8 protein-coding genes are annotated in these 7,227 nt (G+C 63.6%); 6 read left to right on the forward strand and 2 right to left on the reverse strand.

The window, feature by feature from the left end; all coding sequences use genetic code 11:
• Positions 1-52: 52 nt before the first annotated feature.
• Both GSQ79_RS21440 and GSQ79_RS21445 read right to left on the reverse strand, forming a co-directional pair.
• Positions 53-748: a uracil-DNA glycosylase gene (locus GSQ79_RS21440; protein WP_158810823.1), complete on the reverse strand. Its 696-nt coding sequence runs from the start codon at positions 746-748 to the stop codon at positions 53-55.
• A gap of 6 nt (positions 749-754) precedes the next feature.
• Entirely contained in the window at positions 755-1,363 is a 609-nt protein-coding gene (locus GSQ79_RS21445) for an NYN domain-containing protein (RefSeq protein ID WP_158810847.1), read from the reverse strand.
• Positions 1,364-1,643: 280 nt separating this feature from the next.
• Here GSQ79_RS21445 and rpoZ point away from each other — a divergent pair, with 280 nt between their 5' ends.
• The 6 genes from rpoZ to GSQ79_RS21475 all read left to right on the forward strand — a co-directional run.
• Positions 1,644-2,039, forward strand: coding sequence for a DNA-directed RNA polymerase subunit omega (rpoZ, locus tag GSQ79_RS21450; RefSeq protein WP_158810824.1), 396 nt, complete (start codon positions 1,644-1,646; stop codon positions 2,037-2,039).
• Between the two features lie 306 nt (positions 2,040-2,345).
• On the forward strand, positions 2,346-4,553 hold the full coding sequence (locus GSQ79_RS21455) for a bifunctional (p)ppGpp synthetase/guanosine-3',5'-bis(diphosphate) 3'-pyrophosphohydrolase (protein WP_158810825.1): 2,208 nt from the start codon (positions 2,346-2,348) through the stop codon (positions 4,551-4,553).
• On the forward strand, positions 4,554-5,345 hold the full coding sequence (locus tag GSQ79_RS21460; RefSeq protein WP_158810826.1) for a pyridoxine 5'-phosphate synthase: 792 nt from the start codon (positions 4,554-4,556) through the stop codon (positions 5,343-5,345). It begins immediately after the preceding gene.
• Positions 5,342-5,752 (forward strand): holo-ACP synthase, encoded by a 411-nt coding sequence (gene acpS / locus GSQ79_RS21465; RefSeq protein WP_158810827.1) that lies wholly within the window; start codon positions 5,342-5,344, stop codon positions 5,750-5,752. Before GSQ79_RS21460 ends, acpS begins: the two co-directional genes overlap by 4 nt.
• A 160-nt stretch (positions 5,753-5,912) precedes the next feature.
• Positions 5,913-6,707 (forward strand): signal peptidase I, encoded by a 795-nt coding sequence (gene lepB / locus GSQ79_RS21470; RefSeq protein ID WP_158810828.1) that lies wholly within the window; start codon positions 5,913-5,915, stop codon positions 6,705-6,707.
• Positions 6,704-7,227 (forward strand): ribonuclease III family protein (locus GSQ79_RS21475; RefSeq protein WP_158810829.1); only part of this gene is annotated, 524 nt, incomplete at its 3' end. The genes lepB and GSQ79_RS21475, both read left to right, overlap by 4 nt.

The following is a 7,227-nucleotide window of genomic DNA, read 5'->3' on the forward strand; positions in this document are numbered from 1 at the left end:
CAAGAGAAAAGGGAATCCTGCTCCTCACGATTCAACCGTCGTGGAAACCGCTCTAAGCAGCGCCGTCCAAATAGCGCCGCACCGTCTCGAACACCCCCCGAAACATCGCCGTGGTCAGCACCCCGGTGTTCGTGTTGTAGCGCGAGCAATGATAGGAATCGAACAGCGCCACCGGGCGTCCGGTCGGCGCCGTCATGTCGTGCCGTTGGCCATGAACGAACGGGTGCATCGCGAGCTTGCCGCCGCAGGCGCGCACCGTCGCCTCGTGGGCGATGCGGCCCAAAACGACGATGGCGTCGAGCTGCGTCCGCATGGCGAGCGTCGCATCCAAAAAGGTCCGGCAGGTGCGGATTTCCGCGGGCAGGGGCTTGTTCTGCGGCGGCACGCAGCGCACCGCATTGGTCACCGCGCAGTCCACCAGCACGAGGCCGTCGTCGGGGCGCTTGTCGTAGGTGCCGCGGGCAAAGCCGTATTCGATCAGCGTCGCGTAGAGCAGATCGCCGGCGTAGTCGCCGGTGAACGGCCGCCCGGTGCGGTTGGCGCCGCGCAGGCCCGGCGCAAGGCCGACGATCAGCAGGCGCGCATCATCGGCGCCGAAGGTCGGGACCGGAGCGTTGAACCAGCCAGGCTCGGCGGCCCGCGCCTCGTGCCGAAAATCGGCGAGGCGCGGGCAGAGCGGACAGTCTTGATCCGGACTGATCCCGATCGGCCCGGCGCCCGACGCCGTGGCGTTTTGACTGAAGGCCATGCGCCGTCAGTCTTGGCCTTCGATCGGATCGAACTGCGTGCCGGCGGGGACCGGCGAGCCGCGACGATCCTGATAGCGCTGAACGCGTTCGCCGGGATCGCGCCCGATCTTCGGGACCAGCGTGATCAGGTCGATGAACTCGTCGGCCTGGCGGCGCAATTCGTCGGCGATCATCGCCGGCTGCGTCGTGTTCGTCGATACAACCGAGACGCGAACGCCCTTGCGCTGAACGGCTTCGACTAGCGAACGAAAATCGCCGTCCCCTGAAAATAGAACGATGTGATCGAGATGATCAGCCATCTCCATCGCATCGACTGCGAGCTCTATGTCCATGTTTCCTTTGACCTTACGGCGGCCAAGGGCATCCACGAACTCTTTCGTCGGCTTGGTCACGACTGCGAAGCCATTGTAATCCAACCAATCGATCAATGGACGGATGGAGGAATATTCTTGGTCCTCGATCAACGCGGTATAGTAGAAGGCGCGGATGAGTTTGCCTCTACTCTGGAATTCTTTGAGTAGACGTTTGTAGTCTATGTCGAATCCCAGCGACTTCGCTGTCGCATATAGGTTTGCGCCGTCGATAAAGAGCGCAATTCTTTCTAAGTCAGCCATAGTATATCTCTTAGCTTTCTTTTGGTTTGCGGTCGGCAGCAAAGCAGATCAGATTAAGCGCTGGCTGAAGACGAGTTTTAATCATGATCGGCAACAAACCGAATTTGCCACGGCAAAGCAATGAATGCCGGGAGCCGATCCGTCAAGCGCGACGGAAACCGGAGATTAACATGGGCTTTCTTTTTCATCGCGAAACTGCTTCTACAATGCATATGAACTTGCCAATACGTAACTCAATTGTGTACGGCTAGGCGAAGCACGGCCGAAAAGGGATTGTCAGATGGCGCGCGTAACAGTTGAAGATTGTGTCGATAAGGTCGAAAACCGATTCGACCTTGTTTTGATCGCGAGCCATCGCGCCCGCATGATTGCGGCCGGATCACAGATCACCGTAGATCGAGATAATGACAAAAATCCGGTCGTCGCGTTGCGCGAGATCGCGGATTCGACGCAAGCCCCGGAAGATTTGAAGGAAGACTTCATCCATTCCCTGCAGAATCAGGTCGAAGTCGACGAGCCGGAAGCAGAAGCGGTTCCGGCCCTGTCCTCCGGCCCTGCGGCGATGCAGTCCGACGCCCATGGCGACGTGCAGTTCGATCGCATGACGGAAGAGGATCTGCTCCGCGGTCTCGAAGGTCTCGTCCCGCCGGCCGCCACCGACGACGAAGGCGAGTAAAACCGTCCACGGTCCGGCGCAGCGTGCGCGTCCGGATCGTAGACTTTCCGTTACGGCAAGCGGGCTTGCTTCAGGAGCGCGTGGATAAACGCTCTTCGACGACGGGTTCTGTGAGCCGACCCGCGAAATGACTTACCGCGCGCCAGCGAGACCGATCGAGCCGTGCTTTGGACCCAGAGCATTCTCCACAAAAGCTGCAGGCTTTTGTGGTCGAGAGAATGCTCTAATTTTTTGAAAGAGAGCGATTTCTTGTCGCTTTGGTGAGTCCACCAAAGCGGAAAGCGCTTTAGCCGCGAGACCCGTTCGATGATGCGACAATATGAGCTTGTCGATCGGGTCCGCCGGTACAATCCGCAAACAGACGAGGTGCTGCTCAATCGCGCCTACGTCTATGCGATGAAGGCGCATGGAGCCCAGGTCCGCGCCTCGGGCGATCCGTTCTTCTCGCATCCCCTCGAAGTGGCCGCCATCCTCACGGAATACCGGCTCGACGATGCGACGATCGTCGCGGCCGTCCTGCACGATACGATCGAGGATACCGATTCCACCCGCGAGGAAATCGATCGCATCTTCGGGCCGGAGATCGGCGCGCTCGTCGACGGGCTGACCAAGCTGAAGCGTCTCGACCTCGTGTCGAAGCGCGCGGTGCAGGCTGAGAATTTCCGCAAGCTGCTGCTGGCGATCGCCGCCGACGTGCGGGTGCTGCTGGTCAAGCTCGCCGACCGCCTGCACAACATGCGCACCCTGCACTTCATGGCGATCGCGAAACGCGCGCGCATCGCCGAGGAGACGCTCGACATCTATGCGCCGCTCGCCGGCCGCATGGGCATGCAGCGCCTGCGCGACGAACTGGAAGACCTCGCGTTCCGCCACCTGATGCCCGAGGCCTATGCCACGATCGAGGCGCGGCTCGACGACATCGGCCGCAAGAACGACCTGCGGATCGTCGCCATCGAGAAGGAACTCACCGAGGCGCTGACGGCGGCCGGGATCAAGGCCGAGGTCAAGGGGCGGCAGAAGCAGCCCTATTCCGTGTGGCGGAAGATGGAGCGCAAGTCGATCTCGTTCGAGCAGCTCTCGGACATCTTCGGTTTCCGCATTATCGTCGACAGCGACGAGGCCTGTTACAAGGCGATCGGCGTCATCCACATGAAGTGGCCGACCGTTCCCGGCCGTTTCAAGGACTATATCTCGACGCCGAAACCCAACGACTATCGCTCGATCCATACGACCGTCGTCGGTCCCGGGCGGCAGCGTGTCGAGCTGCAGGTGCGTACCAACGCGATGCACGACATCGCCAGCAACGGCATCGCGGCGCATGTCCTCTACAAGGAAGGACGCGTCCGCAACAACGCGGTGCTGACCAACGAGAGCAAGGCGTTCCAGTGGCTGCGGCGCACCATCGAGTCGCTTGCCGAAGGCAGTTCGCCGGAGGAGTTTCTCGAGCACACCAAGCTCGAACTGTTCCTCGATCAGGTCTTCTGTTTTACCCCCAACGGTCGGCTGATCGCCTTGCCGAAGGGCGCGACGGCGATCGATTTCGCCTATGCCGTGCATACCGATGTCGGCAATACCGCGGCCGGTGCCAAGATCAACGGCATGCCGGCGCCGCTTCTGACCGAGTTGCAGAACGGCGACGAGGTCGAAATCGTCTGCACGGAGGGGCAGATTCCGCCATCGGTTTGGGAGACGCTGGTGCTGACCGGCAAGGCGCGGTCGGCGATCCGCCGGGCGACGCGCGAGGCGATGCGGGCGCAATATGCCGGCCTCGGCCGCCAGATCGTGACGCGCGCCTTCGAGCGCGCCGGAAAGCCCTTTGCCGAGGACAAGATCAAGATCGCTCTATCGCGCTTCGCCCGCTCCAGCGTCGAGGACGTGCTGGCCGCCGTCGGCCGCGGCGAAATGTTTTCCGGCGACGTTCTCAAGGCCGTCTATCCCGATATCGCCGACGACCGGAAGGCCGTCAGCCAGCGCCCGCGCAACGAGGGGGGATGGTTCAAGATGCGAACCAACCTCCACGTCGTCTTCCGCGTGCCCGGCGCCAGCGACGAGGCGGACATGAAGCTGATGCCGATCCAGGGGCTGCAGCCCGATCTGCCCGTCGTCTTCGCGCCGAACGGCGGCGCCGTGCCGGGCGATCGGATCGTCGGCATTCTGACGCCCGGCGAGTCGCTGACCATCTATCCCATCCAGTCGGCCGATCTCACCGCCTTCGACGATCAGGCCGGCCGTTGGCTCGATGCGCGCTGGGACATCGAGGAGGGCAGTCGCTCGAATTTTCCGGCGACCCTGCTGATCACCGCAATCAACGAACCCGGCACGCTCGGGGCGATCGCGACCGTCATCGGGGAAAATGGCTCGAATATCGCGAATGTCGTGATCAACGCTCCTTCGCCGGATTTCCGCACTCTGCTCGTCAATGTAGAAGTGAGTGATCTGAAGCATCTCAGCACGATCATCTCGCAGCTTCGCGCGCGCCCGGTGGTCAGCAAGGTCGAGCGGGTGAATGGCTAGATGAGTGGATCCGTCCTGCGTCTCGGCGTGAATATCGACCATGTCGCCACCGTCCGGAATGCCCGGGGCGGCACCGTGCCCGATCCCGTGAGGGCGGCGAAACTGGCGATCGCCGCCGGCGCTGACGGCATCACCGCGCATCTCCGCGAAGACCGGCGTCACATCCGCGACGAGGACATGCGTCGGCTCAAGGCGGAGATCGACGCGCCGCTGAACTTCGAGATGGCGGCCACCGACGACATGGTCGCCATCGCGCTGGCCACCCGTCCGCACGGCTGTTGTCTGGTGCCGGAAAAGCGCAGCGAGCGCACGACCGAGGGCGGCCTCGATGTCGTCGGCGGCCACGATCATCTCAAGGTCGCGGCCACGGAACTGGCCAGCGTCGGCATCCGGGTGTCGTTGTTCATCGAACCCTCGCCCCGCGCTATCGCCGCCGCGCGGTCGATCGGCGCGCCTGTCGTCGAGCTGCATACCGGGGCGTGGTGCGATGCCATCGCCCATGACGAACGCGACCGCGCGGCGCACGAGTTCGAGCGCATCCGCCTCGCGGCGCAGGCGGCGGAGAGCCAGGGCATCGAATGTCATGCCGGCCACGGCCTGGATTTCGAGACCGCACGCATCATTTCGGCGCTACCGCAGATCGTCGAACTCAACATCGGCCACTTCTTGATCGGCGAGGCCATCTTCTTCGGTCTCGAAGCGACGATCGCGGCGATGCGCGCGTCGATGCGCGCCGGCCGGACCGGCTTGCCGCTGGAGCAGGCCACAGACGTCGTCGTTGGAACCGCATGATCATCGGCATCGGAACCGACCTCTGCGACATCAACCGCGTGGCGCAGTCGCTGGAGCGGTTCGGCGAGCGCTTCATCCATCGCTGCTTTACCGCGGTCGAGCGGAAGCGCTCCGAGAGCCGGGCGGGGCGTGCGGCCTCCTATGCCAAGCGCTTCGCCGCGAAGGAAGCCTGCGCCAAGGCGCTGGGCACGGGGATTCGCGACGGCGTCGCCTGGCGCGACATGGGCGTCGTCAACCTGCCGTCCGGCAAGCCGACGATGGCGCTCACCGGCGGCGCCGCGCTTCGGCTCGCCGCCCTGATGCCGCCGGGGTACGAGCCGGTGATCCATCTCGCCATCACCGACGAGCATCCGATGGCCCAGGCTTTCGTCGTCATCGAGGCCGTGCCGTCGCTGCGGGCGCCATGATCTCGCCGCGAAAACGCCCGGGCGTGACGCCAAATCAAGCCTATGGCGCTGCCGAGGTCGTGAGCCACGCTCCCTGTACCCCGTGGAGCCTGCGTGATATGGACCGCGTTCTTTGGCAGTGCCGGCAGCGGTCTGTGGACGCATCAAGAGATATGAGACGATGACCGAGCCAGTACGATTGGATAGCGACAAGGCCGCCGTCGGCAAGCAGGCGAAGCAGGGCGGCCTCGGCGAGCTCATCAAGGTCATCCTCCAGGCGCTGCTCATCGCCGTCGTCGTGCGGACGTTCCTGTTCCAGCCCTTCAACATCCCGTCGGGCTCGATGATCCCGACCCTGCTGGTCGGCGATTTCCTCTTCGTCTCCAAATATGCCTACGGCTTCTCGAAGTTTTCCTTCCCCGTCGATCTCGATTTCGTCCCCGGCCGGATCATGTCATCGCCGCCGAAGCAGGGCGACGTCATCGTGTTCAAGCTGCCGCGCGACAACAAGACGGACTACATCAAGCGCCTGATCGGCCTGCCCGGCGACACGATCCAGATGAAGGAAGGCCGGCTCTACATCAACGGCACGCTGGTGCCGCGTGAGCCGATCGCAAAAGTCCACACCGAGGATTACTACGGCCGCGACGCCGACGTGCCGACCTACAAGGAAACGCTGCCCAACGGCGTGACCCACACGATCATCGAGATCCAGGGCGACACCGGCTTCAACGACAACACCGAACTCTTCACGGTGCCGGCCAACAGCTACTTCATGATGGGCGACAACCGCGACAACTCGACCGACAGCCGCGTGCCGCCGGACCAGGGCGGCGTCGGCTACGTGCCGGCCGTCAACCTCATCGGCCGCGCGGAACTGATCTTCTTCTCCAACGGCGACGGCCAGCCGGCCTGGAAGATCTGGGAGTGGCCCTGGACGGTACGCTGGAACCGGCTGTTCAAGCCGGTCCGGTGACGAAGGCAGGCGCCTCGACCGATAGCGGCCGGCGGGACGATCTCGCCAGCCTCGAAACAAGGCTCGGCTACAGCTTTCGCGATCAAGGCCTCCTCGTTCTCGCCCTGACCCATATCGGCGCCACGACCAAGCGCAACGCCACCTACCAGCGGCTCGAGTTTTTGGGCGACCGGGTGCTCGGCGTCTCCGTCGCGGCAATGCTCTATGCCGCTTTTCCCGAGGCGGAGGAGGGCGAGCTGTCGCGTCGGCTCGCCGATCTCGTGCGCCGCGAGACCTGCACCGAGGTCGCGCTCGCATGGGATGTCGAGCATCATATCAGGCTCGGGCAGGGGGAGAAGACCATCGCCGCTTTGAAGCGTGCGATCTTGGGCGACCTCTGCGAGTCGATCATCGGCGCGGTGTTTCTGGATGGCGGCTTCGAACCCGCGTCGGATCTCGTAACCCGCGCCTTCGGGGCGCGGATGCGCGCGCCGACCCGGCCGCTGCGCGATCCCAAGACGCTGCTGCAGGAATGGGCGCA

Source organism: Beijerinckia sp. L45 (assembly GCF_009765775.1).
In the GTDB taxonomy this organism is placed as follows: Bacteria; Pseudomonadota; Alphaproteobacteria; order Rhizobiales; family Beijerinckiaceae; genus RH-AL1.

Excerpts from the sequence above, each read along its gene's own strand:
- GSQ79_RS21445 (WP_158810847.1), bottom strand. The coding sequence starts at position 1,363 with ATGGCTGACTTAGAAAGAATTGCGCTCTTTATCGACGGCGCAAACCTA.
- GSQ79_RS21460 (WP_158810826.1), top strand. The coding sequence starts at position 4,554 with ATGAGTGGATCCGTCCTGCGTCTCGGCGTGAATATCGACCATGTCGCC.
- acpS (WP_158810827.1), top strand. The coding sequence starts at position 5,342 with ATGATCATCGGCATCGGAACCGACCTCTGCGACATCAACCGCGTGGCG.
- rpoZ (WP_158810824.1), top strand. The coding sequence starts at position 1,644 with ATGGCGCGCGTAACAGTTGAAGATTGTGTCGATAAGGTCGAAAACCGA.
- GSQ79_RS21440 (WP_158810823.1), bottom strand. The coding sequence starts at position 748 with ATGGCCTTCAGTCAAAACGCCACGGCGTCGGGCGCCGGGCCGATCGGG.
- GSQ79_RS21455 (WP_158810825.1), top strand. The coding sequence starts at position 2,346 with ATGATGCGACAATATGAGCTTGTCGATCGGGTCCGCCGGTACAATCCG.
- lepB (WP_158810828.1), top strand. The coding sequence starts at position 5,913 with ATGACCGAGCCAGTACGATTGGATAGCGACAAGGCCGCCGTCGGCAAG.